Source organism: Alteromonas sp. ABV4_150 (genome assembly GCF_056311745.1).
Window position 1 is genome coordinate 2,882,935 of record NZ_CM149971.1, and the last position, 25,188, is coordinate 2,908,122.

The 25,188-nt window shown below is 44.0% G+C and carries 23 protein-coding genes; 10 read left to right on the forward strand and 13 right to left on the reverse strand.

Translation table 11 applies throughout. The annotated features are described in order from the left end of the window. Positions 1–26 precede the first annotated feature (26 nt). The 4 genes from ACYX4M_RS12570 to sodB all read right to left on the reverse strand — a co-directional run bounded on the left by ACYX4M_RS12570 (position 27) and on the right by sodB (position 5,709). Positions 27–1,574, reverse strand: a complete 1,548-nt coding sequence (locus ACYX4M_RS12570; RefSeq protein WP_476080363.1) for a SpoVR family protein — start codon at positions 1,572–1,574, stop codon at positions 27–29. A 1-nt stretch (position 1,575) separates the two neighbouring features. Next, positions 1,576–2,862, reverse strand: coding sequence for a YeaH/YhbH family protein (locus ACYX4M_RS12575; RefSeq protein WP_476080364.1), 1,287 nt, complete (start codon positions 2,860–2,862; stop codon positions 1,576–1,578). A gap of 102 nt (positions 2,863–2,964) precedes the next feature. Next, positions 2,965–4,887 (reverse strand): PrkA family serine protein kinase, encoded by a 1,923-nt coding sequence (locus tag ACYX4M_RS12580; RefSeq protein WP_269916060.1) that lies wholly within the window; start codon positions 4,885–4,887, stop codon positions 2,965–2,967. Positions 4,888–5,127: 240 nt separating this feature from the next. After that, positions 5,128–5,709: a superoxide dismutase [Fe] gene (sodB, locus tag ACYX4M_RS12585; protein WP_476080365.1), complete on the reverse strand. Its 582-nt coding sequence runs from the start codon at positions 5,707–5,709 to the stop codon at positions 5,128–5,130. A gap of 348 nt (positions 5,710–6,057) precedes the next feature. Here sodB and ACYX4M_RS12590 point away from each other — a divergent pair, with 348 nt between their 5' ends. The 5 genes from ACYX4M_RS12590 to ACYX4M_RS12610 all read left to right on the forward strand — a co-directional run bounded on the left by ACYX4M_RS12590 (position 6,058) and on the right by ACYX4M_RS12610 (position 14,251). Then, a complete protein-coding gene (locus ACYX4M_RS12590; RefSeq protein ID WP_136780857.1) occupies positions 6,058–6,408 on the forward strand; it encodes a Grx4 family monothiol glutaredoxin in 351 nt (116 codons plus the stop codon). A gap of 333 nt (positions 6,409–6,741) precedes the next feature. After that, complete coding sequence (locus tag ACYX4M_RS12595) at positions 6,742–9,297, forward strand: TonB-dependent receptor plug domain-containing protein (protein ID WP_476080366.1); 2,556 nt, start codon at positions 6,742–6,744, stop codon at positions 9,295–9,297. Positions 9,298–9,462: 165 nt separating this feature from the next. Continuing rightward, on the forward strand, positions 9,463–10,023 hold the full coding sequence (locus ACYX4M_RS12600; RefSeq protein WP_474831674.1) for an RNA polymerase sigma factor: 561 nt from the start codon (positions 9,463–9,465) through the stop codon (positions 10,021–10,023). A gap of 1 nt (position 10,024) precedes the next feature. Further along, positions 10,025–11,080, forward strand: coding sequence for a FecR family protein (locus tag ACYX4M_RS12605; RefSeq protein WP_476080367.1), 1,056 nt, complete (start codon positions 10,025–10,027; stop codon positions 11,078–11,080). Positions 11,081–11,179: 99 nt separating this feature from the next. Continuing rightward, positions 11,180–14,251, forward strand: coding sequence for a TonB-dependent receptor domain-containing protein (locus ACYX4M_RS12610; RefSeq protein ID WP_476080368.1), 3,072 nt, complete (start codon positions 11,180–11,182; stop codon positions 14,249–14,251). 120 nt (positions 14,252–14,371) lie between these two features. Here ACYX4M_RS12610 and ACYX4M_RS12615 read toward each other — a convergent pair whose 3' ends face one another. Further along, the gene (locus ACYX4M_RS12615) at positions 14,372–14,566 is read right to left on the reverse strand and encodes a bacterioferritin-associated ferredoxin (RefSeq protein ID WP_334057701.1); all 195 of its coding nucleotides are present in this window, start codon (positions 14,564–14,566) and stop codon (positions 14,372–14,374) included. 275 nt (positions 14,567–14,841) lie between these two features. Between ACYX4M_RS12615 and ACYX4M_RS12620 the strand changes: the two genes are divergently transcribed. Beyond that, on the forward strand, positions 14,842–15,447 hold the full coding sequence (locus ACYX4M_RS12620; RefSeq protein WP_476080369.1) for a peroxiredoxin: 606 nt from the start codon (positions 14,842–14,844) through the stop codon (positions 15,445–15,447). Between the two features lie 74 nt (positions 15,448–15,521). Here ACYX4M_RS12620 and rnt read toward each other — a convergent pair whose 3' ends face one another. Then, positions 15,522–16,157, reverse strand: a complete 636-nt coding sequence (gene rnt, locus ACYX4M_RS12625; RefSeq protein ID WP_334057705.1) for a ribonuclease T — start codon at positions 16,155–16,157, stop codon at positions 15,522–15,524. A 338-nt stretch (positions 16,158–16,495) separates the two neighbouring features. On the opposite strand from rnt, the gene ACYX4M_RS12630 reads away from it, so the two are divergent. Next, entirely contained in the window at positions 16,496–17,368 is an 873-nt protein-coding gene (locus tag ACYX4M_RS12630; protein ID WP_334057707.1) for a flagellar protein MotY, read from the forward strand. A gap of 37 nt (positions 17,369–17,405) precedes the next feature. Here the strand turns inward: ACYX4M_RS12630 and glpQ are convergent, their stop codons facing one another. The 4 genes from glpQ to ACYX4M_RS12650 form a co-directional block, all read right to left on the reverse strand. Further along, positions 17,406–18,266 carry a glycerophosphodiester phosphodiesterase gene (gene glpQ, locus ACYX4M_RS12635; protein WP_476082877.1) on the reverse strand — a complete coding sequence of 287 codons (861 nt, stop codon included), beginning with the start codon at positions 18,264–18,266 and terminating at the stop codon, positions 17,406–17,408. Next, on the reverse strand, positions 18,256–18,639 hold the full coding sequence (locus ACYX4M_RS12640; RefSeq protein ID WP_476080370.1) for a hypothetical protein: 384 nt from the start codon (positions 18,637–18,639) through the stop codon (positions 18,256–18,258). Before ACYX4M_RS12640 ends, glpQ begins: the two co-directional genes overlap by 11 nt. Before the next feature lie 72 nt (positions 18,640–18,711). Continuing rightward, entirely contained in the window at positions 18,712–19,107 is a 396-nt protein-coding gene (gene gloA, locus ACYX4M_RS12645) for a lactoylglutathione lyase (protein WP_476080371.1), read from the reverse strand. A gap of 190 nt (positions 19,108–19,297) precedes the next feature. Then, positions 19,298–20,008, reverse strand: coding sequence for an SDR family oxidoreductase (locus ACYX4M_RS12650; RefSeq protein WP_476080372.1), 711 nt, complete (start codon positions 20,006–20,008; stop codon positions 19,298–19,300). A 327-nt stretch (positions 20,009–20,335) separates the two neighbouring features. Between ACYX4M_RS12650 and cspE the strand changes: the two genes are divergently transcribed. Both cspE and ACYX4M_RS12660 read left to right on the forward strand, forming a co-directional pair. Continuing rightward, entirely contained in the window at positions 20,336–20,548 is a 213-nt protein-coding gene (gene cspE / locus ACYX4M_RS12655; RefSeq protein ID WP_025254517.1) for a transcription antiterminator/RNA stability regulator CspE, read from the forward strand. A 164-nt stretch (positions 20,549–20,712) separates the two neighbouring features. Next, a complete protein-coding gene (locus ACYX4M_RS12660; RefSeq protein ID WP_334057716.1) occupies positions 20,713–20,892 on the forward strand; it encodes a hypothetical protein in 180 nt (59 codons plus the stop codon). A 276-nt stretch (positions 20,893–21,168) separates the two neighbouring features. On the opposite strand, the gene ACYX4M_RS12665 is transcribed toward ACYX4M_RS12660, so the two are convergent. Next, positions 21,169–22,587, reverse strand: a complete 1,419-nt coding sequence (locus ACYX4M_RS12665; protein ID WP_476080373.1) for a M20/M25/M40 family metallo-hydrolase — start codon at positions 22,585–22,587, stop codon at positions 21,169–21,171. Between the two features lie 198 nt (positions 22,588–22,785). Here ACYX4M_RS12665 and ACYX4M_RS12670 point away from each other — a divergent pair, with 198 nt between their 5' ends. Then, the gene (locus tag ACYX4M_RS12670; RefSeq protein ID WP_476080374.1) at positions 22,786–23,592 is read left to right on the forward strand and encodes a putative periplasmic lipoprotein; all 807 of its coding nucleotides are present in this window, start codon (positions 22,786–22,788) and stop codon (positions 23,590–23,592) included. Between the two features lie 68 nt (positions 23,593–23,660). Here the strand turns inward: ACYX4M_RS12670 and ACYX4M_RS12675 are convergent, their stop codons facing one another. Continuing rightward, positions 23,661–24,383 (reverse strand): endonuclease III domain-containing protein, encoded by a 723-nt coding sequence (locus ACYX4M_RS12675; protein ID WP_476080375.1) that lies wholly within the window; start codon positions 24,381–24,383, stop codon positions 23,661–23,663. A 112-nt stretch (positions 24,384–24,495) separates the two neighbouring features. After that, positions 24,496–25,188 (reverse strand): electron transport complex subunit E, encoded by a 693-nt coding sequence (locus ACYX4M_RS12680; protein WP_476080376.1) that lies wholly within the window; start codon positions 25,186–25,188, stop codon positions 24,496–24,498.

A 25,188-nucleotide genomic window follows, 5' to 3' on the forward strand; every position in this document is an offset into this window, starting at 1 on the left:
CCTTTTTCTAAGGGCGTACCGCAGGCTTATCCCTGCGGTGCGCGTTTACACTCCGATATCACTTCAACGCCACTATCCCCATTATCTTGCTCTAAACGTACGTCGAATTTCCATAGCCTGTGCAAGTGACGCATGACTTCATCTTTAGACTCACCAAGCGGTATACCCCGCTGAGGAATGTAGCGAAGGGTCAGTGAGCGATCTCCGCGCACATCCACGTTATGTACCTGAATGTTGGGCTCTAAATTACTCAAATTGTATTGGGCGGAAAGCTTCTCTTTAATAATTTGATAACCCCTTTCATCGTGGATAGCACTGACTGCGATAAAGGGTTTAGCGGTATCATCTTCAAGGGCGAATAATTTAAAATCTCGAATCACTTTTGGCGATAAAAACTGACTGATAAAGCTCTCGTCTTTAAAGTTTTGCATAGCGAAATGCACGGTTTCCAGCCAGTCCTTACCCGCAATGCTGGGTAAATATTTATAATCTTCCTCAGTGGGTGATTGACATACCCGTTTAATATCCATGAACATGGAAAAGCCTAACGCGTACGGATTGATGCCAGAGTAATAAGGGCTGTTGTACTCTGGCTGCATCACTACACTTGAATGACTGTGCAAAAACTCCATCATGAAGCGGTCGCTAACTAAGCCCTCATCATACATCTCATTGAGGATATGGTAGTGCCAAAAACAGGCCCATCCTTCATTCATCACTTGAGTCTGTTTCTGCGGATAAAAATACTGTGAAACTTTGCGTACAATACGCACAATTTCCCGCTGCCAAGGTTCAAGTAGTGGGGCGTTTTTCTCAATAAAATAGAGCAAGTTTTCTTGTGGCTCTTTGGGAAAGCGAATTTTTTCTTTGTGTTTGCTGTGCGGGCTATCGGGCAAGGTGCGCCACAGTTCATTCACCTGAGATTGAAGGTAGGCTTCGCGCTCTTCCTGCCTGTTCTTCTCTTCTTGCAGTGAGATTTTCTGCGGGCGTTTGTATCGGTCAACGCCATAATTCATCAGCGCGTGGCACGAGTCGAGCATATTTTCGACCTCTTCGTAGCCATACTTTTGTTCGCACTTGGCAATGTAGTTTTTAGCAAATACTAGGTAGTCGATAATAGAGCTAGCATCGGTCCAGGTTTTAAATAAGTAATTACCTTTGAAAAACGAATTGTGCCCGTAGCAGGCATGGGCCATCACCAGCGCTTGCATGGTAATGGTGTTTTCTTCCATTAAATAGGCAATGCAGGGGTCAGAGTTAATGACAATTTCGTAAGCCAAGCCCATTTGCCCGCGACGATATTGTTGCTCGGTTTGAATAAACTTTTTGCCAAAGCTCCAGTGCGTGTAATTAAGCGGCATACCTATGCTGGCGTAGGCATCCATCATTTGCTCGGCGGTAATGACCTCAATTTGATTAGGGTAGGTGTCTAGCTTAAACTTTTTAGCGATGCGATCGATGTGTTGCTCATACTCTTCGATAAGCGGAAATGTCCAGTCGGGCCCATCGCTTAGCAAATGTCGCTTTGATGATTTAGGCTTGCTGTTTTCTCTTGCGATAGCGTCGGTTGTCATATTAGGCTCCTTGCTGCGCATCTTGCTCAGAGCGTTTGAATAGCTCTCTGAACACAGGATAGATGTCGGCCTGTGTTTGTATGTGCTTACATACAAAATTATCGTGAGTGGCGGCGACTTTCTCGTATTCACGCCACAAGCTTTGATGTTGCCTTTCTGTTATTTCGATATAGGCATAATAGCGGGTGGCCGGCAGCAGTTTAGTGGTAAGCAAATCGCGGCATTGTGGCGAATCGTCAGCCCAGTTATCGCCGTCAGACGCCTGTGCTGCATAGATATTCCAGTCTCCATCGCTATAGCGCTCACGCACTACTTCATCCATTAGTTTCAAGGCACTTGAAACAATAGTGCCGCCGGTTTCTTGAGAATAGAAAAACTCTTGCTCGTCCACTTCTTTCGCTTGGGTGTGATGACGAATGTACACCACGTCTACGTTTTCGTAGGTGCGTGTTAGAAATAAATACAGCAAAATATAGAAGCGTTTTGCCATTTCTTTAGTGGCTTGGTCCATAGAGCCAGACACATCCATAAGGCAAAACATAACCGCTTTACTTGAAGGAAGCGGGCGCTTGTCGTAGTTTTTAAAGCGTAAATCAAACGTGTCGATAAAAGGCACTCGAGCTATTTTGGCTTTAAGTGCTTCAATTTCTTCTTTTAGTGCATTAATAGCCAGCATATTGTCATGCTTGTCTTCTACAAGCAGTACCAATTCTTCTTCAAGTTCTTTGAGTTTCTTTCTATCACTTCCGCTTAGGGCAATACGCCTTGCTACAGAACCTTTGAGTGAGCGAACAATATCAAGGTTACTTGGTACGCCGTCGGTCTGATAACCTGCGCGGTAGGTTTCGAATTGGGTGACTTTGTCGAACTGATTTTTCTTTAAATTTGGAAGCGCTAAATCTTCAAATAGTAAGTCTAAATATTCGTCTTTGGATATTGAAAATACGAACTCGTCTTGCCCTTCACCCTCGTTGCTAGCGTCGCCTTCACCTGCGCCTTTACCGCCGCCACCTGGCGGTCTGTCAATTTTATCTCCTGCAGTGAATTGGTCGTTGCCTGGGTGGACAATATCTCTACTGCCGCCGCGGCCGGTATGAAAAATAGGTTCAGAAATATCTCTGGCTGGAATGCTTATTTGCTCCCCAGAATCTAAGTCGGTAACAGAACGTTTTCCCACAGCATCAGATACAGCACGCTTTATTTGCTGTTTGTAACGCTTGATAAAGCGCTGGCGGTTTACCGTACTCTTACCTTTACTGTTTAACCTTCGGTCTATGAAATGCGCCATACACACCTGCTTGGGTTGTTGTGAACTACAAATACCGGTACTAAAGCGCGCTTAGCGCACGCTTTAGTACCAATTACGTTCTAGAAGCTTCTAGCCTTTAGGCTATGACGCTTTTCGTACGCGTAGGTACCATTCACAAAGCAAGCGAACTTGTTTTTGCGTATAGCCTTTTTCGGTCATACGATTTACAAAGTCGTCGTGCTTTTTCTGCTCTTCTGCTGAGCCTTTGGTGTTAAAAGAAATAACGGGCAGTAAATCTTCCGTGTTAGAGAACATCTTCTTCTCAATGACGGTGCGAAGCTTCTCATAACTTGTCCATGCTGGATTTTTGCCGCCGTTATTTGCACGGGCTCTCAAAACAAAGTTAACGATTTCGTTACGGAAGTCTTTCGGGTTGCTAATCCCAGCGGGCTTCTCTGTCTTTTCTAACTCAGCATTAAGCGATGCTCTGTCAAACAGCTGCCCGGTTTCTGGGTCGCGATACTCTTGGTCTTGGATCCAGAAATCAGCATAAGTCACATAGCGGTCAAATAGGTTTTGCCCGTATTCAGAGTATGACTCTAAATAAGCGGTTTGAATTTCTTTGCCTATGAACTCGACATAGCGGGGGATCAGGTAGCCTTTTAAAAACTCCAAATACTTATCAGCGGTTTCTTGGGGGAACTGTTCCCGCTCAATCTGACGTTCCAATACGTAGAATAAATGAACTGGATTCGCTGCCACTTCTTGATGATCGAAGTTAAACACGCGAGAGAGGATCTTAAATGCAAAGCGGGTGGATAACCCCTCCATGCCCTCGTCGACACCTGCGTAATCTCTGTACTCCTGATAAGACTTCGCTTTCGGGTCGGTGTCTTTTAAGCTTTCTCCGTCATAGACCCGCATCTTTGAAAACATGCTAGAGTTTTCAGGCTCTTTTAAACGGGATAGCACGGTAAACTGTGCTAAGCATTCCAAAGTGTCTGGTGCACAGGGAGCGCCACTAAGTTCACTGCTATCGAGTAATTTTTTATAAATGCGAATTTCTTCGCTTACTCTTAAGCAGTAAGGGACTTTAACAATATAAACACGGTCTAAAAACGCTTCGTTGTTTTTATTGTTTCTAAACGATTGCCACTCAGATTCGTTTGAGTGTGCCAGTATTAACCCGTCGAAGGGAAGGGCTGAGAAGCCCTCTGTCGGGTTGTAGTTACCCTCTTGTGTAGCAGTTAATAGGGGATGCAGCACCTTAATCGGTGCTTTGAACATCTCTACAAATTCCATTAAGCCTTGGTTGGCTTTACACAGCGACCCTGAATAACTGTAAGCGTCTGGGTCATTCTGTGCATATTGTTCTAGACGGCGAATATCAACCTTACCCACAAGAGCCGAAATATCCTGGTTATTCTCATCTCCCGGTTCGGTTTTAGCTATGCCCACCTGGTCAAGCACAGATGGATAAACCCGAACCACTTTGAACTGGGTAATATCACCATTGAACTCATGAAGGCGTTTGCGAGCCCAAGGTGACATAATAGTTTTTAGATAGCGCTTAGGAATGCCATATTCTTTTTCTAATATGTCGCCATCTTCTTTGACATCGAATAGACAGAATGGATGATCATTTACTGGTGAGCCTTTAAGCATGTAAATAGGCACGTGCTGCATTAGCTCTTTAAGTCTTTCAGCCAGTGACGATTTACCGCCGCCAACTGGGCCGAGTAAATAAAGTATTTGTTTCTTCTCTTCAAGACCTTGTGCGGCATGCTTGAGGTAAGAGACGATTTGTTCAATGGCCTCTTCCATGCCATAGAATTCTGAAAAAGCTGGATAACGAGAAATGACGCGGTTAGAGAAAATGCGGCTTAGCGCCGGGTCGTTTGCAGTGTCGATTAGTTCTGGCTCACCGATGGCTTGTAACAAACGTTCTGCAGCGTTTGCGTAAGCACTTTGATCTTCCTTACAAATTTCAAGGAACTCCCCAATGGTGAACTCTTCCTGTTTTCGCTCTTCATAGCGACTTTGATAGTGTTCAAAAATACCCATGAATACCCCTTAAATACGGAACCCCGTAATTTCAGCTTAGTAGGTATTTGAGAAAAGGATAGTAATTATTGTGTATAGTTTTTAATCTTTTCGTCTAATAAAAAATGCAACTTTAATAAGAATTTAGTGTCTGTTAATGAAGCTTTTACATAAACAAAAGCCCCGCTAAATAGCGGGGCTTTTCATTTGTTTTTTCAACACCGTGTAGCACACAGTGTGTACTACAAAACGGCGTCTAGCTTATGCAAAGTTGTTGCTTGCGAATTCCCAGTTAACCAGTGCCCAGAAGTTTTCTAGGTACTTAGGACGCGCGTTGCGATAATCGATGTAGTAAGCGTGCTCCCAAAGGTCAACAGTAAGTACTGGAGTTAGGTCGTCGCCAGAGATAGGTGTTTCAGCATTGCTAGTGTTAACAATGTCTAGGCTGCCATCAGCAGTTTTAACTAACCATGTCCAGCTAGAGCCAAAGTTGTTAACTGCTTTGTCGTTAAACGCAGCTTGGAAGTCTGCGAATGAGCCCCATTTTGCGTTAATCGCGTCAGCTAGTGCGCCAGTTGGCTCACCGCCGCCGTTTGGACTTAGGCAGTGCCAGTAGAACGTGTGATTCCAAACTTGTGCTGCGTTATTGAAAACACCGCCTTCAGAAGATTTAATGATTTCTTCTAGGCTTTTGTTTTCCATGTCAGTACCTTCAACTAGGCCGTTAAGCTTAGTTACATAAGTAGCGTGGTGCTTGCCATAGTGGTACTCAAGCGTTTCAGCAGAAATATGCGGTTCTAGTGCATTTTGTTCGTATGGTAATGCTGGTAGTTCAAAAGCCATGACGGTCTCCATGTTGGTTTAGTATTGTAGTCTAAAGCACACTTATCTTCGCCTGTTCAATAAGTGCCAGTCAACGCTTAGCTGACTATATCACTTTAGACGCTAAAGCATATCCCAGATGTGGGGATAAAGTCTTATAACTCAATGACAAAATTGTGAATTTTTTTCAAAAACTATTTTGTGAAAATCTAGCGTTGGTAGATATACAGGTAGATAGGGATAGAGCGTACTAAAAGATCAATTCAGTAATGGGTAATTAAAGGCAATTTTATGGTACTCTTTGCCTTGATAAATCATTCATGCATTCCCATCTTAGAGGGAATACACTTTTGTGCTCAGAGGAATCAAATGGATAATACTGAAAATCAATCAACGCTAGATAGAATCAAGCAGCAAATCGAAGAAAACCCAATTTTGTTGTATATGAAAGGTTCTCCTAAACTACCTAGCTGTGGCTTTTCTTCACAAGCATCACAAGCGTTGATGTCATGTGGCGAACCATTTGCTTATGTAGATATTCTACAAAACCCTGATATTCGTGCTGAACTACCTAAATACGCGAACTGGCCTACATTCCCACAGCTATGGGTAGAAGGTGAGCTTGTTGGTGGTTGCGATATTATTATCGAAATGTTCCAACAAAACGAACTTCAGCCGCTTATCAAAGAGACAGCTGAAAAATACAAAGAAGAAGAGTAAATCTGTCGATTTGTAGCAGATTTCTGATATTTAAAATATCGATTAAAAAGCTGGCTTTATGCCAGCTTTTCTCATTAAAAACCGCCAAAAACTTCTCACTTTCATTCCCGTAAAAACTATATAGACAGGTCAGAAATAGAGATCCTCTATGGTTTGAAAAAATATTCTTATTTTGTCGGAAAAGGTTTGTTTTTTAATATCTTGCGTTCTATAAAACATGCAGCTGGCCGCAAATGAGTCAGTGTTGAAGGTATAAAACAACAACCTCTCGAAATACTTTTTTATTGTGTGAATAACGCTGAAAGTGTTTTAGAGAAAATCCGGGAAACCACCATGAATACATCCTTGTCTTTATTGACTAAAAACGTGCGCGGCGTATTAGCTGCATCTGCGGCGTTTTCAGTAATGGCTACAGCACCTGTTTATGCGCAAGAAGCTGAAGAGAGTGCTAAAGCTGAAGATTATGAACAAATCGCCGTCGTTGGTTCACGCGCAGCGCCTCGCTCTGTAGCAGACTCAGCGGTTCCAATTGACATTATTTCTGACGAAGAGTTCAAGCAGCAGGGTGCCACAGATATGGTATCTATGATGCAAACTGTCGTTCCGTCTTTTAACGTTAACGACCAGCCAATCAACGATGCATCGACGCTAGTTCGCCCTGCAAACCTTCGCGGCATGGCATCGGACCACACGCTAGTGCTTGTAAATGGTAAGCGTCGTCACCGTTCTGCGGTTATCACTTTCCTAGGTGGCGGTCTATCAGACGGTGCACAAGGTCCTGATATTTCTGTTATTCCAGCAGCGGCACTGAAGCAGGTAGAAGTCCTTCGTGACGGTGCAGCGGCGCAATATGGTTCAGACGCCATTGCTGGTGTAATCAACTTCGTACTTAATGATGCGTCGGAAGGCGGCACATTTGAAGCCCGCTATGGCTCTTACTACGAAGGCGACGGCGATATGATTCAGCTGTCAGGTAACGTGGGTTTACCATTATCTGACAAGGGCTTTCTAAACCTTTCAGCCGAATACCGTACTGCTGACGATACGTCTCGCAGCATACAGCGTGACGATGCCGCAGACCTTATCGCTGCGGGCAACACATTTGTTGCAGACCCTGCACAAATTTGGGGTTCGCCTGAAATTAAGCATGACATCAAGCTTTTCGCTAACGCGGGACTAGAGCTTTCTGCAACGTCAGAAGCTTATATATTTGGTAACTTTGCCGAGCGTGAAGTTGAAGGTGGCTTCTATTTCCGAAACCCACATACTCGTAGTCAAGTATACGCTGATCCAGATGGCAACCTATTAGTAGCAGACCTAACGGACGATATGTCAGGTAATTGCCCTAATGATATTGCTCCTGGTGCAAATGTACTTACGAATCAACGCTACATCGACGAAGTTGCGAACAACCCAGATTGTTTCGCGTTTAACGAAATGCTTCCTGGTGGCTTCACACCTCGCTTTGGCGGTACGGTAACAGACATGTCTCTTGTCTTTGGTACTAAAGGCGAGTTAGACAACGACATTACCTATGACGTAAGTTTAAACCTTGGTCAAAACGAAGTTGATTTTGCTATTAGTAACACTATCAACCCGTCGCTTGGCCCAGAAACGCCAACGTCATTTAGCCCAGGCCGTTACACGCAGTCTGAGCAAACTCTTGATATTGATTTTACAAAACCTTTCGATGTTGGTTTGTATGAGCCGCTATTCGTAGCGACTGGTTTCCAATACCGCAACGAAAGTTATGAGAGCGTTGCAGGTGATACTGCCTCTTATGAAATAGGTCCGCTGGCGACACAAGGCTTTGGCATTGGCTCAAATGGTTTCCCTGGCTTGGCGGCCAATAGCCAAGGTCGTGTGTCCCGCAACAACATCGCGCTTTACATTGATGCAGAAGCCTATATCACTGAAAACTTCATGTTAGCCGGTGCGCTACGTTACGAAGACTTCTCTGATTTTGGCGATACCACGAAAGGTAAAATTGCTTTCCGTTGGCAAGCGCTTGAGAACATTGCATTCCGTGGTGCATTCTCAACAGGCTTTAAAGCACCTACGCTTGGTCAAAGTAACGTTCGTAATGTAACCACAGCGTTCGGTACAGGCGGTGAGCTTATTGACCGTGCAACCTTACCGCCAACTGACCCAGTATCACAGCTTAAAGGCGGTGAGCAGTTAACGCCTGAAGAGTCAGAAAGCATTACATTTGGTGTGGTAGCAGACTTTGAAAATGGTTTATTCATTACTGCTGACTACTACAACATCGAGCTGACTGACCGCATTAGCACGGCATCTGGTATTGCCTTGACTGAAGACGATATTGCAGCACTTCTAGCGCAAGGCATTAATGATGCGTCTAGTTTCCAAGAGATCAGTTTCTTTACGAATGACTTCGATACAACCACTGAAGGTCTTGACGTAGTAGCCAACTACGCAATGGAAATGATGGGCGGTGAAACTAAGTTCTCGCTTGCTTATAACTGGACATCGACCGAAGTAGACCGCGCGTCAGAGAATATTTCACCTGAGCGTATTCGCATGCTAGAAGACAACCTTCCAGCAGTGCGCTACAGTGCAACAGCTAATCACACCAACGGTGACTGGCGCTTCCTTGCACGCTTGAACTATTACGGTAGCATCTTTGAAGATCACTTAGATTCTGCATTGCCTATTGATAAAGTAGGTTCAGAGTTTACTGTGGACTTAGAAGTGGCTTATAACTTCACTGAAGAGTTTACTGTAACAGTAGGCGCGAAAAACGCCTTTGATGAATACCCAGATGAGAATACACAGTATGCCGGTATAGCAGGTTCGTTGTATCCAACTACCTCACCAATCGGTATTAACGGTGGCTTCTATTATCTAAGAGGTGTTTACACGTTCTAATCGCTAATACTAGCGAAAACAACTTTCACAATTATTTCGACGTGGAGGGGAGCGTTAGCTCCCCTTTTATTTTCTATATTGAACATCATTTACGTGAAAAGTCATGAAGAAACAGGCATTATTGATGCCATTGTAAGCAATTCGAAACACACAACTTTTATTATTATGACGAGAAAGTCGACAGTAGCTGAAACCTTTTTAAAATACCGCTCGAAGTTAATGCGCGCGGTAGGTTCTATTGTTGGCGCCGACGACATTGAAGATATCGTGCAAGAAGCTTTCATAAAAAGCTACGAAGCAGAATTAAAACAAGAAATACAATATGAGCGAACATACATGCTCAAAACAGCGCGTAATTTAGCGTTGAACCATGTTGCAAAAGCAGAAAATAAAAACAAGCAGCAGCTAGATGACATGGATATTTTGCCTTACGAACTAGTGGGGCACAGTTTAGAAAAAAATGTAGAGAGTAAAGAGCGCTTTATTCATTTTTGCCGAGCGACAGACACGCTGTCTGCTGATGTAAAACGCGTATTTTTACTTAAAAAAGTCTATGGCATGCGACAAAAAGAGATTGCAGAGCTTGTGGGGCTAAGCGAAAGCACCGTAGAAAAGCATGTCGCCAAAGGTTTAATGATGTGCTCTAGGTATTTAGCCGAGCTTTCAAATGACAGTGCATCTCCCCGTGCCACTGCTACCGCGACTCAGGACATAAGCAGTAGTTAACATGAATAATATTCGCCAGTTTTCAAGCAAAGAAGATATCCAAGAGCAAGCGTGCCTCTGGGTGAGCCGTCTCGATCGCGGTTTAAAAAGTGACGAAAAGCAACAATTAGACACATGGTTGGCAGAGAGTAATGCCCATCGCCAAGCTCTATTAGATGCCGCAAGCTTGTGGGATGATATGTCTGTACTTAATGAACTAAGCGGCTTATTCCCTCAACCGACAGCTCGCAATACGGCTAAAAATCAAAGCCTGCCAAAGGCAGCAGTATGGAGCATCGCTGCTACGTTTTTAGTTATGGCAATTGCTGTTGGCGTTATTGTTCAGCGTACATGGTTAAATAGCGCGCCTGAATTCGCTGCGGTAAGCCATAAAGTACAAACCGGCGTTGGTGAGCAGAAGAATGTCACGCTTGCCGATGGTTCACAGCTTCACTTGAACACTAACTCTACGGTAACCATAGACTTTACATCGACGGCACGAAACATTGTACTTTTGAAAGGCGAGGCTCACTTTGACGTCGCTCACGATAAAACGCGGCCCTTTTCTGTTACCGCAGGAAATAATACGGTGACCGCGGTGGGTACAGCGTTTAATATGCAGTATGTTGATGACAATGCATTCGAACTTGTTGTTACCGATGGGAAAGTGTTAGTTAAAGATCGCTTCAAAGCCTCATCATCCAATGAGTCTTTGTTTGGAAAGCGCCCTGTTACAGAAGAAGGCCTGCTGATGTTTGCAGGTGAGAAAGCCACTGTTTTAGGTAAAGTAGAAGCTCGTGAAAGTATGTCTCAAAATGAAATCGATGATGACCTAGCGTGGCAGCAGGGGATGATTGTTTTCAAAGGCGAGCCCCTTGAATCTGTCCTTCTTGAAATTGGGCGATACACGCCAGTTCGTTTTCATATTTCTGACGACAGTTTGCGTAAACGCAGAGTGGCGGGCTATTTCAAAGTTGGCGATATAGACGGTTTGTTATCGGCACTGGAGAGCAGCTTTAATATTACCTACGAGAAAGTCACAGAGACCAGCATTGAGCTCAAGCTGGTGAAAAGTTAAATATTTCGGAAAGTTAGATGTTATGAGGTATTCCTTGTTGGCATCAAATTATTTAATGTGACACTATAATTAAAATAATAAGTACATCGATTATATATCTTGCACCACAGCAATTTTGCGATAAGCAGGCAAACCAAAAAGGCAATAGAGAAGCTGCATGCCCTTGCGTGTTCGGCAAGTTGTTTTTCGCAAAAAAAAACAGAGTGGTCTTCATATTTTTCGCTTACATCGCCTTTACATGTTGCTTCAAGTGTATGTTTGTTTTTATTCACAACACAGTCACTTCATGCGCAAGACGAGAGACCTTCACCTTTAAAGAAATCTACACCCTCTGAAACTTTTACGGTAACAGCGCCTGATGCTTTTAGTTTTTCTATTCCTGCACAGAACGCTAACGAAGCCTTAACCGAATTAGCTAAACAAGCCAACACCACGCTTTTATTTCCTTTTGACTTGGCGAAAAAAGTGACGACCAATGCGCTTAAAGGAACCTTTACCTTGAGTGAAGCATTGGCACAGCTACTTGAGGGGACGGAATTAGCGGTGGTCGCCGATGAAAATGGGGCGTTGAGCATTCGTTCCCGTGCATCGCTGACAGCACGAAATAAACAACCTGAAGATAATGAACAGCAAGATGACGAGAGCGTAAACGGGCTCGAAAAAATTGCTATCGTTGGTTCTCGTAACGCGCCTCGAAGTGCAGTCGACTCGGCGGTTCCTCTTGATGTTATTGGCTCAGATAAACTGAGTTCACAGGGTAATAGCGACGTTCTTTCTATGCTGAGCGTTATGGTGCCTTCTCTTAACGTGAATGACCAGCCCATCAATGACGCTAGCAGTTTGGTGAGACCCGCTAATTTAAGGGGGATGTCGTCAGATCACACTTTGCTGTTATTAAATGGCAAGCGACGCCATCGCTCGGCGGTTATTACCTTTTTAGGTGGTGGTTTATCTGATGGTGCTCAAGGCCCTGATATTTCCGTAATACCTGCCTATGCGTTAAAACAAGTTGAAGTACTGCGAGACGGGGCGTCTGCCCAATATGGTTCAGATGCTATTGCTGGTGTGATCAATTTTGTGCTTAAAAATGACCGCGAGGGGGGGAGCGTTGCGCTTAAAGTAGGAGAGTATAGCGAGGGCGATGGCGAACTTTTTCAAATTCAGCTTAATAAAGGCTTTGCTTTAGGAGAGTCCGGGTTTTTCAACGCTACTGCAGAATATCGACAGCAAAACGGCACATCCCGTTCGGTACAGCGAGACGATGCTCAGGCGCTAATCGACCAAGGAAATAGCTTTATTGCCTCGCCGTCTCAAATTTGGGGAGCCCTTGATGTTAGCGAGGATGTTAAGCTCGCGCTCAATGCGGGTGCTGATATTTCTACAACCTCTCATTTTTACAGTTTTGCAACTGCTGCGAGAAGAGAAATAAACGGCGGCTTTTATTTTCGAAACCCGCAAACTCGCGAAGGGGTATTTAGCCGAACGGATCCGAATACCGGCGAAAGCCGCCTTATTGTTGCCGATTTAGATGGGCTAAGTAGTGGTATAGCGTGCCCTTCAATATCTTTATCAAATGACAACGTATTAGAAAACTCCGATTACCAACTTATCGCAGATAACACGACCTCACTTGGAGCAAATTGTTTTGCCTTCAATGAATGGTTCCCTGGTGGTTTTACTCCTCGCTTCGGTGGAACGATTACCGATGCTTCTATTGCAATGGGTATAAAGCATGAATTGCCTAAGGGGTGGGCGATGGATATTAGTGCCACCTTGGGCTATAGCGATATTGAATACACTATATCAAATACGGTCAATCCTTCTCTTGGCCCGCAAAGCCCAACGACCTTTTCGCCAGGCGGAGTATCGCAGGTAGAACGCACACTAAACCTAGACTTTACGAAACTTATCCAGACTATTTTTGAGGACCCTGTGAGCATTGCTGCTGGGGTTGAATGGAGAAAAGAGACCTATTTCCAAAAAGCGGGCGATGAAGCCTCGTATGTTGCAGGCCCTTTTGCTTTAGAACCACCGATAGGCTTAAGTGAAGGCTTCTCAATAGGCTCTAACGGTTTTCCAGGTTATCAACCTCAGTCGGCTGGTCACTGGAGTCGCAGCAACTGGGCTGCGTATGCTGATGTGGAGTTTTATGCAACCGAAGCGTGGCAGTTTGGTTTAGCAGCGCGGGTAGAGCATTTCAGCGATTTCGGGTCAACATTTGATGGGAAGCTAAGTACACGCTATACACTTAACGAGATGTTTGCACTGCGAGGTTCTGTCAATACGGGCTTTAAAGCACCGACTGTGGGGCAAAGCAATGTTATAAACGTGACCACTGCCTATGGTATTAATGGTTTGGAAGATCAAGCAACCTTGCCGCCAACCGACCTTATCTCGCAGCAGCTTGGCGCCACGCCGCTGACGCCTGAAGAATCAGTAAACTTTAGCTTGGGCTTGGTTATGCAAGCAAGTGAGAATTTCTTTGCTACGCTAGACTATTTTAATATTCGTCTTTCAGATCGCATCAGTACTACATCGGCCATTCCTTTAACCGATAACGACGTTAATGCGCTTATTGCGCAAGGACGCCCCGATGCAGCTCGATACAATTCAGCTAAGTATTTTACCAACGATTTTGATACTAAAACCCAGGGTATCGACTTAGTTGTAAACTACAATTTTGCGTTAAGTGACTGGTCAAACTCTGTGTTAGTTGCCTATAACTGGACAGACACGCAAGTTGAACGCGTATCTCTGTATCCGGTGTTAAGCGATGGGGAAACAACGCTTTTGCCCAACTTAACAGAGGCTCGAATACGTATGTTAGAAGACAACCTTCCTGCTCATAGAGGGAGCATTACGTTAGAGCAGTCAAGAGGTGAGTGGGCCTTCACTTGGCGTATAAACTACTATGGTAAATTTTATGAGGACCATCTTGACGCTTCGGCAGGCTTAGATATCTACGGCAGTGCACTAACCACTTTTGACGCTCAACTCGCTTGGAAAGTGTCGCCTGATACTCAACTTACTTTTGGTGCACAAAACCTATTTGATGCATTGCCGGATGAAAATCCGTTTAAAGGTGAGGTTGGAGCGCTTTATCCACCCACATCTCCGGGCGGCATTAATGGTGCGTTTTACTATGCTGGTGTGGAGTATCGCTTTAAATAGCTAATAGTTCTGACGAAGCTGATTTGCAGTAAGGAGAAGGTGCTAAAAGGCACCATCCAAGATGGATAAAACTTCGAGTTAATAGATAGGGTAAGCTTGTCTGGAGTCACGTTGCGCTAGTTAGCCTACGTCTTTAAAAAGCGACTCATCAATAATGGTTTGGTCGATAATCTGTTGCGCCATGCTGATGCACTTACCGCACTGTGAGCCCAGTTCTAAATGTTGACGTAACTCACGCACATTTCCCACGCCGTTTTCTTCAACCGCCGCGCGAATGCTTTTATCCGTTACCCCATAGCACATGCAAACAAACATTAAACGTACTCCAAATAAATCTGTAAATGATAATAATTGTTATTCTTTATTTTGGCAAGTAGATAATGGCAGATTTAATGAACCGGAACTGGGTAATGACTGGGCAGTTTCGCTTTATACTGACAAGTTATTGGTAGGAGCAGTAAAAAAACTCATTGTTTAGCATTGTTATTTCTCTATTCGTACCTATTTTCTGGGTAGGAAATTTCTCATCAAAGTGATTGCGCAATGTAATCACCTTTATTATTACAATCCAAATATAAATGGAGAGACTCATGAGTGTATTAGTTGGCCGTCCGGCACCTGATTTTACTGCAGCTGCGGTACTTGGTAGTGGTGAAATCGTAGATTCTTTCACACTAAGTGAAGCTATTAAGGGCAAAAAAGCGGTTGTATTCTTCTACCCACTAGATTTTACCTTTGTATGCCCGTCAGAGCTTATCGCTTTTGACAAGCGTTTCGACGAGTTTAAAAAGCGCGGTGTTGAAGTAATTGGTGTTTCAATCGACTCTCAATTTTCACACAATGCCTGGAGAAATACCCCGGTAAACCAAGGTGGTATTGGTCCAGTTAAATACACTCTTGTTGCTGACGTGAAACACGACATCTGCCAAGCATACGATGTTGAGCACCCGGAAGATGGTGTAGCTTTCCGTGGTTCATTCCTAATCGACGAAGAAGGTATGGTACGCCACCAGGTAGTAAACGACCTTCCACTTGGCCGTAACGTTGACGAAATGCTTCGCATGGTTGATGCACTAGCGTTCCACGAAGAGCATGGCGAAGTTTGCCCAGCAGGTTGGACTGAAGGTAAATCTGGTATGGACGCATCACCTGAAGGTGTAGCTAAATACCTATCTGAAGAAGCAGATAAGCTATAAGCAAACCTGTTAAAAGATAATAGAAAAACAGCGCCTTTTGGCGCTGTTTTTGTTTATGGCGTTTATTGAAAAAACTATTCTTGATTTTCTACTGGCCAACCACCTAACGCCTTATAGCGATTTACCATATAGCAAAATAGTTCGGTGGTTTTTTGTGCATCGTAAAGGGCGCTATGTGCTTCATTTTGGTCAAACGATATACCCGCCGCTCGACATGCTTTTACCAGTACAGTTTGACCAAGAGCAAGGCCCGCTAGGCTGGTGGTATCAAAGGAAACAAATGGATGAAAGGGCGTGCGCTTTATATTGCAGCGCTCAATCGCCGCATTAACGAAGCTTTGGTCAAACGTTGCGTTATGAGCAACGATAACAGAACGCTGACAGTCTGCATTTTTCTGTGCTTTGCGAATGCCTTTACATAAATCCTTCATGGCTTCGCTTTCCTCAATAGCACCTCGTAATGCGCAATTTGGATCAATGCCATTAAATTCTAACGCCGCGGGCTCAAGGTTAGCACCCTCGAACGGATCTATGTGGTAGTGAAAGGTTTGATCAGGATGCAGTATTCCGTTTTCATCCATTTTCACAGTAACCGCAGCTAACTCTAATAAGGCGTCAGTACTTGCGTTAAATCCGGCTGTTTCAACGTCGATAACAACGGGAAAATAACCTCGAAAGCGCTGGCAAAGAAGGGGCGGATTGGCAGACATAAACACTCTTGTAAGACTAGATTGCAGAAACTGGTTGGCCGCTTACATGCGCACCTACCTGCGAAACTTATGGAAAACAGAATTATCGCAAGGATATCTTCGAGTTGCTAGTTTCAATTTAAAAACCGCGTAGGATGAAAGTGATAATAGTACGAAACGGTGATGGTATTAAGCGCTAAACTTTTCTACACTTTGGACGATAATTATATTAATCATGAATTTTTTAAAAACTCAGTTTGCGGGTTAGGAAGATTGAGTACGATTCATGGCGCTTGATAAGTGGTGGGCGTATCTAAGGCCTACATCAATATTAGTGTGACTTTCGTTATGGTGTCGAAATGGTGTTGAAATTAAAATATATCGCTTTATTGGGGATGGTGGGGTCATTGTCATCCCATGCTGCCATGCGGCAATATTCTGCAACCATAGAAAGCTCCAACTGGCGTATTGATACTGACACGCGCCTGCAATGTACACTTAATCACGAATTGCCCGGTTACGGCGAAGCCATGTTCACAAGTTCAGCTTCGAAGCAGCTGAACATGGAATTTGAATTGGACATGTATTTGTTGCCAAGCAAGTTTGGTGTAGCTGCGGTTTACTCTGTCCCACCGAAATGGATGCCCGGTGTAGCGCCAAAGACCATTGCGGATATGACTATTCGCAAGCAGTACAATGGCGACCTGCCACAAGATGCAGCATGGACCATGCTATCTGAATTAGAAAAAGGCTTTTGGCCCACGATTTACTATCAAGACTGGTATAACAAATATGACCAGGTGAGCGTGGCATTAAACGCAAGCAACTTCTCAGGCGTGTATCGCGACTTTGTTAAGTGCGTGTCGAACCTGCTTCCTTTTAGTTTTGATGACATTGCTTACACCGTATTGTCTTATCAGAATAACAGCACCGAACTTACTAAGTATTCACAAAAGCGTTTAACTATGATTGGCGAATATTTAAAAGAAGACAGCGAATTGGAGCTTGTGCTTCTTGATGGATACACGGACAGTTACGGTGGCCGTTACAACAATGAACAATTGTCTATTCGACGGGCTAATGAAGTAAAAAGCTATCTAACTACGCTAGGTGTACCTGAAGATAGGATCCAGCTGACTGGGCACGGTGAAAAACGTCATATCGCGCCTAACGATACGCGAGAAAGCCGCGCGCAAAACAGACGCGTAGTGGTGCGATTATCTAAGTCTTAGGCCCTTGCTCAAGCGCCTCAAACCCGGTGAGGTTGCGTTAGTTTGGTTTGTCTCGCCAGGTTAATACAGGCACTAAGTGGTCGGTGAATACGCCATCAGCCTTCACGACCTTGTGTAATGCGTCCAAAGTTTGTTCTCCAGTCATGCCCGTCGGAAGGGCATCCTGACGATAAGTGTAGGGATGAATGGTTAGCTTGTTATCGTGGGCGTACTTAACCCAGCTAGCTGCCTTTATTTCCCCTTTAGCCATCGCCTCATTATCCATTAAATGGCCTAACCAAGGGCCTACTCCGTTCGCGTACGTCGCAACTTGCTTCATGCCTTCTTGCGTACGCAGCCAATCGTAGTCGGTGTCGCTTTCACCCCAATCGTTCTCGCCAATCAGCATTACCACTTTGCCCTTATAGCCAAGGGTTTCACGAATGCGCTTTACTTCGTTAAAGTCAAAGCACTGCAGGTAGCTATTGCCACTCTCACCCGCAAATCCGTAGTTATTTAATGTGTCGATAACCATCTTACTGGCATCAACACCTTCAGCAATGTGAAAAGCAGGGGACTTTACTTCTGGATATACGCCTACAGACGTGCCGAATTGGCGATTAAGCTCGCTGATTAGCTCAAAGTGTTCACTTAACGTGGCCACTTTAAAATTAGCCTGGGAGCCGCGGTACCTACTTTTAAAAACTTGTTTGCCATCACTGTTGGCACGCTCATGTACCCGCAATGCTCGAAGCTCTTCGAGGGTGAAGTCACGGGCGTAATAGCGTCCGTCCTTTCGGTGACGTGCTGGAAAAATATCTTCTACATTAGTGACTGTCTCTAAGTGAATGTCGTGTAGTACCACCGGAATGTCATCTTTGGTTATAACAACATCCTGCTCTATAAAGTCAGGACGCAGCGAGAACGCTAGCGTGGCTGCCTTCTAGGGTGTGCTCCGGCAAATAGCCAGAAGCACCGCGATGGGCGATAACGGTAAAATGCAGTTTTTCACTAGTGGTATGTTCTGCTTCAGCGTGCGAGGTTTTACTATTCGTAGCATCAGCTGCAAACGCACTCACAGAGGCAAGGGCACCTGTAAATAGCACCACCAAAGCAGGTAGTAACGATGCCAATCTAGTCGTGTATCTATTGCGCAACCTAGCATTGCCCTTTAATAGCAGCTTGAGCTGGTTCGACGAACCCGCTATACCCTTGCTTACCCAGTTTAAAGAAAATAATAAGCGGTTACCTAGCATGTGACTGCCACTCCATGTGTTTACTTTTATCGCCATCTTATTTATGCCGTACATTTCACAGAAAGCTTACGTTACAAGCGCTTAGAAGATATTGGCGACGTCGTGCTGCTATAGTGAAATAGACTTATTTTGAATAAGTTCTATGGCATACCCATCTGGATCGCGTACAAAAGCGATGACGGTAGAGCCACCTTTTACAGGGCCGGGTTTACGATACACCTCAGCGCCATTTGCTTCTAAGTTTTCGCAAAACTGATAGATGTCGTCTACTTCAATGGCGATGTGGCCGTACGCGTTACCCTTATCATAGGTGTTGTCACCCCAGTTATAGGTAAGCTCTAACACAGTGCTATCGGTCTCTTCTCCGTATCCTACAAAAGCGAGGGTGTACTCATACTCTTTGTTTTCTGATTGTCTGAGAAGGTGCATGCCCATCAATGAGGTGTAAAAGTGAAGTGAAGCCTCTAAGTTTTCAACTCGAAGCATGGTGTGAAGCATTCGCATAACTATTTCCTATTTGAACCATCAGAATTACCCGATGGTACACTGCATTGTAAGTGCGCGTTTGCAGTTGCCACATGTATCCAGAACTCCACTCATACAGAGCACATTCATTGATATACACAAACAACGCACCATGATAATGGGGAAATGTTAACGCTTTAAGACAGTTTTACAATTCCACTTAAACGTATTAAAAACCCCACATGCCGATATTATCAATTTTAAGTCTACGTGGTTGGCTTAACAGATAAACCACCATTTTGCCTAAGTCTTCGTTTTGAATCAGCCCCTTGTCTACTTTCTCTGATCCTGTTTTCTGTGACTGAATTAGCGCAGGGTTGAGCGAGTGAACGTGAATGCCATAAGGTCGCACTTCCTCTTGAAGAGCTTTACCAAATCCCACCAATGCGAATTTCGACGCGCAATAAACGCCCGCATTGGCATATCCATTTAGTGCCGCCTGAGAGGCAATATTAATAATGTAACCTTCTCGATTTTCAATCATATGGGGCACCACTTGCTTACACATAAGGAAGGAACCTTTTACATTGGTATCCATCACTTCGTCCCAATCGTCTTCACTGGTTTCCCAGATGAGCGTTTCTTTACCAAACCCACTGTTATTGATAAGAACGTGAAGTTCGCCAAATGTATTTTTAACTTCTTTTACGAAACTTGCGACTTCATCACTCTTTGATACATCACATTTTGCCCCAATGACTTTACCGGGGAATAGCGCATCTAACTGTTTAACTGTCTTGGTTATCGTTTCTTCAGTGCGTCCGCAGATAGCTACTTTCATTCCTGCTTCTAATAGAAAGTGAGTTATAGTTTTACCCAGCCCCTTGCCGCCACCTGTCACAATGGCGGTTTTACCCGATAACAAATACATATCTGTCATAATTAAAACCTAGCGAAAAAAGAATAAGATTAACTTAGCTGGTATTGGCGTTATACAAACATACGTATTCATTGTGGGAGGCGTAATTAGATCGCATTGCAATGCTTAAAAAATAATCCCGAAATAGTTGGACATCGCGGTCAATAACCTGTACTGTCTCGCCCGCTCTAGATATGTTTTATGCTTTACCTAATACTGCGCTGTACCTTTCTTTATACCTTCAAATTGAAGTGCTAGATAGATATACAACTGCTTTACTAGCTTAGTTATGTCTATTGCTATTCGGTGGCTTCCACCATTACATCAATTTTTTAAAAGGTTATTATTATGTCTAATTCTGTAAACGGTACAGTTAAGTGGTTTAACGAAGAAAAAGGTTTCGGTTTCATTACTCCTGAAGCTGGTGGCAAAGACGTATTCGTACACTTCCGTTCAATCACTTCTGACGGCTTCAAGACTCTTGCTGAAGGTCAAGCGGTTAGCTTTGAAGTTGAGCAAGGCCAAAAAGGCCCACAAGCTGCTAACGTAACAGTTCTTTAAGACCTGTAAGCAAGCTTAGGGTTATTTCTCTTATCTGAAGTAACCCGCAAAGATGGGCTCTTTTTCACATAAAATGTGAAAAGAGCCTAATTTTCGTTTTTAGATTTCTTAACCCAACCTGCGAGGAATTCAAAACAAACAATATCAATAAAGAAGTATTTAATATGCAATTTCAAAACTCTATCTCTACCATTAACAGCCTTATTCCAGGTGCGTTAATTTCAAATATCTCTATAAATAAAACTGCTGTTGCCTTTAAACATGCGAATACCTACCGACATGTTCAGTTATCATCAAGACAAGAAGCAAAGCGATTTATTGATCAGCTTATTCAAGAGAGCTAATTAAGTTCTAACTACCCATTCTATGCTTTCGTGCTTAATAACAAGCGCTTAAGAGACTTTATCGCTGTATAGTCAATAATGATGCTAAAAGGCTAAAAGGCTAAAAGGCTAAAAGGCTAAAAGGCTAAAAGGCTAAAAGGTTATAGGTCTTGCGTGTTCAGTCGTGCAACTGCGTCGTATGTATTAAGCGCTGTAAATAAAGGTGTGCTGTTACAAGAAAAGCATTGGCTAGTACGGGTGTGTACTAACCAACGTCATTATAGAAGTAACCTGTGGTTATTGTTTGGCTTTTAAGTCGACGTCTGAATCTGCTAACAGGTATATGCTTGCTGCATAAGCTGCAATGTTTTGCGCCAGTTCATCAGGGTTAATTTTATCTAATGTGTCATCAGGCGTGTGATGAAGATCGAAATAATCTCGTCCGTTTTGATTTAACCGAATAGTAGGTACGCCTTTCGCTGCTAGCGGTATAATGTCGGGGCCGCCACCAGCAACGTCTGAACCACCGCGAATTATACCTAGCGGGGACAGGAATTTTGCGATTTCATCTACCAGCGCTGTTGCTTCAGGGTTCACATTGGACACAAGTTGCCAAATTGTTTGCGCACCAAAATCAGACTCTGTAGCAAGTACGTGGTTAGCAAGGTTCTTTTCATGCTGTTTTGCATAAGCAAACGCGCCTAACAAGCCTACTTCTTCAGCGCCAAACATAACTACACGAATGGTGCGTTTAGGGCGTTCAGGCAGTGATGCAATTAATGCGGCTGCCGCTGTGGTAATAGCAACGCCCGCACCGTCATCTACAGCGCCAGTGCCGAGGTCCCAGCTATCTAAGTGACCACCAATGAGCACAATCTCTTCAGGCTTTTCACTACCGACTAAATCCAGTATTACGTTGCCGCTGTTTACTTCGCCTTTCCACTTTGACTCAGAATGGAGCGATAACGACAGTGGTTTGCCTAAATTATGTAGGCGTCGTAAATGATCTGCGTCGGGGTTAGAAATAGCAACTACTGGGATATCAGCCCACTCATCACCGTCTGAGCTCATCATGCCAGAGTGAGGGAAGCGATGAGAGTCTGAGCCTACCGAACGTACAACTAAGGCTTCAGCACCACCGCGTTGCGCATGTTGCCAACCAATACGGCGGCGCTGATTCGCTTGACCATAGCCTGCACCCGTTTGGCTTTTTACCATGGCGTCGCCATCGACAAACGCAATTTTGCCTTTCAGCGCGCCGTTTTTAACTGCGGTTAGTGCATGAATATCCCTGAAATACACGATGTCAGCGTTGATCTCGCTCTCTGAAGGAGCCGCTCCACCTAACGCGGTACCGTAAAGGGGCTGCATGTATGGCTCAGTAAGTGAAATATGTAAGTGACCCCTGTCCCAGAAGGGCATGGTAAACTCTTCAATGCTCACTTTATCAAACCCAAGGTTCTTTCCTACCTTAACACCCCAATCTCTGGCGCGCTTTTCTGCTTCTGAACCGCCAAGGCGTGGGCCTATCTCTGTAGTGAGTGATTCTACGATGCTATAGCCTAAGTTACTTTTCAGCGCTTTTTGAATTAGCGTCTCGGCATTTTTCTTTTGCTCGTCAGTAATGGGGGAAGTTTCAGCAAAAACACCGAAACTGCATGCACTTACTAGTGCACCAAACGCTAGATTCCTAGCGATGTTATTCAATCGGGACATGTGTTCTCCGTGGATTATTTTTATATTTTTGTTTATTTGCTTGAGCAAAAATATGACGTGCTTATCATAGCCAAATTGAGATGTGCTTTCGAGGTAAACCACAAGCCGAAGTCGTAAGTTAATCGCAAAGCAGGTCTACTTGGTTGTCAAAAATAATGTTACCTTTTGAAAAGGAAAAAAATAACAAGGAAAGTAAATATGAAAATGTCACTCTATACTTATTTCAAACATAGCACATTAACCTTCTCTGGCTTTATCAACGATAAGACTTACTTCGCTTCACTGGTTTGTGCATTCTTGCTTGTTGGTTGTGGCGGTAGCTCAAATGATAATGACAGTGTAGTAAGGCCAAATTCAGTACTAGGCGTATGGTTTGGGCAAACTTCAACAGCTGAAGATGGGCAAGAAGAAGTTGTTATTGCGGTCTCCTCTGAGGGTAAGACTATTGTATTTTCGCAGGCCTCGCGAGACACGCTTATTGCTCACGGCGACATAAGCGAAGATACCTTTACTTCTGACGATACCATGCTGTATCCAGGAGAAGGCATGACTAAGCATGGCACAATGCAGTTCACAGCGAATGGTGACAGTTTAGAAGGCTCAGCGACAGTATCGGGTCTCACATTTGATTTCTCTGTCAACAAAGTCAGCGCTACCGAGGATGTTTCACTTATCGATATTGCTGGCAATTATGCAAGTTCTTGGTCTGATGGTGCTTACACTCGTTCGTTCGCTATCGATAACGAAGGGATGATCAGCGGTTCAGATACTAATGGTTGCATATACTCAGGCTCTGTTGAGCCAATTAGCGGGATCAGTTCGCTTTTCAATATTAAGATTAAAGCAGAGGTATGCTTTGAAGATTTCGATTATGAAGGGCTTCTCGCTTATGGCGTATTTCCCTTTGAGTATCAGAACTCAATTATTGAGAGAAATGGTATTGTCATAGCATCAGAGGCCTCATCGAGAGCTTATGCTTTTCGCCAATTTAGCCCTCAAGATTAAGGCTATCGACTATATAAACAAGGAGTCTATAGACTCCTTGTTTGATTCGTAAGGGCTCGCCTTAAGTTCTATTTACGCTTCTTCTTAAGCGCCAATTTTTGCTTTTTCTCTTGCTCTTTTAGCACTTCGTTTATAAAACTTTTTCTACCGAATTCACGGGTAATAATACACTTATTTAGATCAAAGCCGCGGGCGGGGCAGTATTCTCTGCCGTACAAGATAATCTGCAGATGCAGGTCGTTCCATCTCTCTTTGGGAAACAGGCGTTTTGCATCGCGTTCTGTTTGCTCTACGCTTTTTCCATTCGATAAACCCCAGCGGTACATTAAACGATGAATATGAGTATCTACCGGAAAAGCAGGAATACCAAAGCCTTGAGACATAACCACCGCGGCTGTTTTGTGGCCAACAGCAGGCATGGCTTCCAGCGCTTCAAAGTTTGCTGGAACTTCACCATTATGTTGTTTAATGATCATATCGGACAAATGCCAGATGCCTTTCGACTTCATAGGCGATAATCCACAAGGGCGGATAATGTCTTGTATTTCTTCAATACTCATCAACACCATGTCGTAGGGGTTATCCGCGCGAGCGAATAACTTTGGCGTAATTTGATTAACGCGCTCGTCGGTACATTGGGCCGATAATAGAACCGCAATGAGTAACGTATATGGGTCTTTGTGATCTAAAAAGATAGGAATTTCTGGATAAAGGTCATCCAAAATTCGCATGATTTCTTTTACTTTTTCCTGCTTAGAAAGCGGCTTAGCCGGCTTAACTACATCATTCATTTCTATATACTTTTTTGTGTATGCTTGGTCTAGTACATTTTAATATCTGAGTGATGCTGCATAGGTAATTGAGCAGTAAGCGGCAACACATTTCTAGACATTAAATTAGCTTTTAGCTCTCAGCGGTAACTCGTACCCGCTCGGCCTTCACTGCCGGCGATGTTTGCTTAGCGGCTAACTTCGCATCGATACTATTTTTGATAGCAATGAGCAGGCCCATGCCTAAAAAGGCGCCCGGCGGTAAAACCGCAAGCAAAAACGGGTTTTCAGTGTCAAATAGCGTTATGGTCCAGTTAGCAGCGATTGGCCCGAATAGCCTATCAGCACCTGCTAACAACGTACCTGCACCCAATATTTCGCGCATACCACCCAAAATAACCAGCACTGCAGTAAAGCCCAATCCCATCATAAGTCCATCGTAGGCTGAGGCGAGTGGCCCATTCTTTGACGCAAAAGCCTCGGCACGACCTATAATGGCGCAGTTAGTTACAATCAGCGGAATGAAAATACCTAATGCTAAATAAAGGTCGTAGGTGTAAGCATTCATTAATAGTTGAACAATGGTTACAAATGCTGCAATTATCATAACGAAAACAGGGATGCGGATCTCGTTTCTTACTACATTTCGAACGAGTGAAACGGTAACGTTACTGCCAATTAATACCAACATGGTAGCCAGGCCAAGTCCTAAACCGTTAATAAAGGTAGCGGTAACGGCTAGTAGGGGGCACAATCCTAACAGCTGTACTAACGCAGGGTTGTTCTTCCAAAGTCCTTGCAAGGATAGGTCGCGAAAGTCAGTCAC